The sequence below is a fragment of the Cobetia sp. genome, assembly GCF_983723665.1.
This window is the reverse complement of sequence record NZ_CFDJES010000027.1, coordinates 25,554-27,560: the sequence shown is the minus strand read 5'-3', so window position 1 is coordinate 27,560 and position 2,007 is coordinate 25,554. Positions and strand designations below refer to the sequence as shown.

Sequence of the window (2,007 nt, the reverse complement as noted above, 5' to 3'; positions counted from 1 at the left end):
GGTGTCGGCAATGGATGCTCGGCCAGACGACTCACCATATTGCCGAGCGAGCCGTGAAGCGTCTGCTGCTCGGGAAGGCTGGCATTGGCGACCAGCATCATCGGCCAGTCCGCCGGCAGTCCATGACGCTGTAACTCATCACAGATCACCTCGAGACGATTGAGCCCCATATAGAAGAGAAGCGTTTCATCGCGACGCGCCAGCTGCTGCCATTCAGGTTGCTCGCTCTTGCTGCAGAGCTGAGCGGTCACGAAACGCAGACGCTGTGCATGCGCCCTATCCGTCAATGGCATCCCCAGAGCGGCAGCCGCACCGGAAGCCGCGGTGATGCCCGGCACGATATGACGCGTGATGGCGGCATCATCGAGGGCCGCGAGCTCTTCCCCCATGCGGCCGAAGACACCGGGGTCACCGCCCTTGAGGCGCACGACTCGCATGCCCTCCCCTGCCAGGCGCACCATCAGCGCGCCGATCTCATCCTGCGGCACACTATGATTGCCGCAGGCCTTGCCGACGTAGTAGCGCTCACAGTGAACCGGTAGCTGAGCGAGAATCTCATCGCCGACCAGGCGGTCATAGACCACCGCATCCGCGGCATTCAGCATTCGCCAAGCCTTGAGCGTCATCAGGTCCGGGTCCCCCGGCCCCGCGCCCACCAGCGCGACCTGCCCCGGAAGAAACGCCTCCCAGGCGGGAGAAATCCCGTTGGCATCGCTGCGCGTTGGCGCATGCCGATTCTCGCCACGCCACTCGCGCCGCGACACCAGGCCGTCGGTCAGCCGTGCCATGAGAATCCCGAGAGACTCTGCACTGCTGGATACCGACATCAGGTCACGCCATTTCCAACGAATCAGTCCGCTCATCGGATCGCTCCTCTTCCACAAGACGTTTGAGTTCAGGCAGGCAGGAACCGCAGCGAGTGCCGCAGGCCAGTCGCGCGCCCAGGGCTTCCACGGAACCGTCACCGGACTGGATGGCCTGGCGAATGGTCAGCTCGCCGACCTGATGACAGGCGCAGACCATCGCCCCGACATCCGCCTGCCCGGAGAGACGGCCGGCCAGCAGGCTGCGCCGCTCATGCGCGGAGAGCTGCTCTGATGCGAAGCATTCGCCCAGCCAGGCGATATTGGGTTGGCGATCGAGGTGTGCGTCACCCGGCATCACCTTCAGCCACCAGACAAGGCGTCCATCACGAAAGCCCGCTGCGCTGATGCCCCCTTGGGCGGCGTCCTGTGCCCAGAGCCCCGCCGGGACACCCAGATGGCTTTCGCACCAATGCTGCCAATCCGGCTGGCCCTGACCTGCCAGCTGGTAGCGCACCAATGCCGATTGCGGAATACGCGCCCAGTAGCGTCCATCGAGCTGGGCCACGGCATCCGCCAGATCCTCACGCCCGGCCAGGATGGAGGGGGCGATCAATAAGGTGGCCTGCCACTCGCACGGCAATGACTCGACCTCGACCGCGCCATGCTTGGATTCCGGCTGACCGGAGAAGGGATCGACGAGCCCCGCCAGCAGCGCACCGGCGCGGGCATGACTCGCGAAGTGGTCGCTCCAGTGCATCGGAATGAATACCTCCCCGCGACGCTGACCACTGCTGATGCGGACGCGAGCCCGATAATCTCCACGCAGCCCGCCCTGCTCATCACGCCCCTTGAGCTGCGCGAGACCGCCATCCTGCAAGCCACGAGTCGCCGCATCCTGCGGATGGAGCTCCACGAAAGGCTCGGCCCGGTGATTCATCAGGCGAGCACTGCGCGCGGTGCGCGTCATGGTGTGCCACTGATCACGGATACGCCCGGTATTGAGGCGCAGCGGCGCCGCATCGCTCAGCGCCTGTTGCGGCAATTGCGGTACTACGGGCACCAGGCGGGCGCGCCCATTGGGGGTATTGAAGGTGGCATCCTCGAACAGGCGCGGCGTGCCGATCAGCTCGCCCTTGTCCCCGCGGCGTACCGGCCACTGGATCGGCTTGAGCGCGTCGTAACCCGCGCGATCCAGCTCCGC

General features: G+C 65.6%; 2 protein-coding genes. Both read right to left on the bottom strand.

The genetic code is table 11. The features are described from left to right. On the bottom strand, nucleotides 1-863 hold an 863-nt coding region (cobA, locus tag AC4FAH_RS04700; protein WP_483237188.1), incomplete at its 3' end, for a uroporphyrinogen-III C-methyltransferase. Continuing rightward, the coding region (locus AC4FAH_RS04695; RefSeq protein ID WP_490245714.1) for a nitrate reductase at nucleotides 832-2,007 on the bottom strand (1,176 nt) is incomplete at its 5' end. The genes cobA and AC4FAH_RS04695, both read right to left, overlap by 32 nt.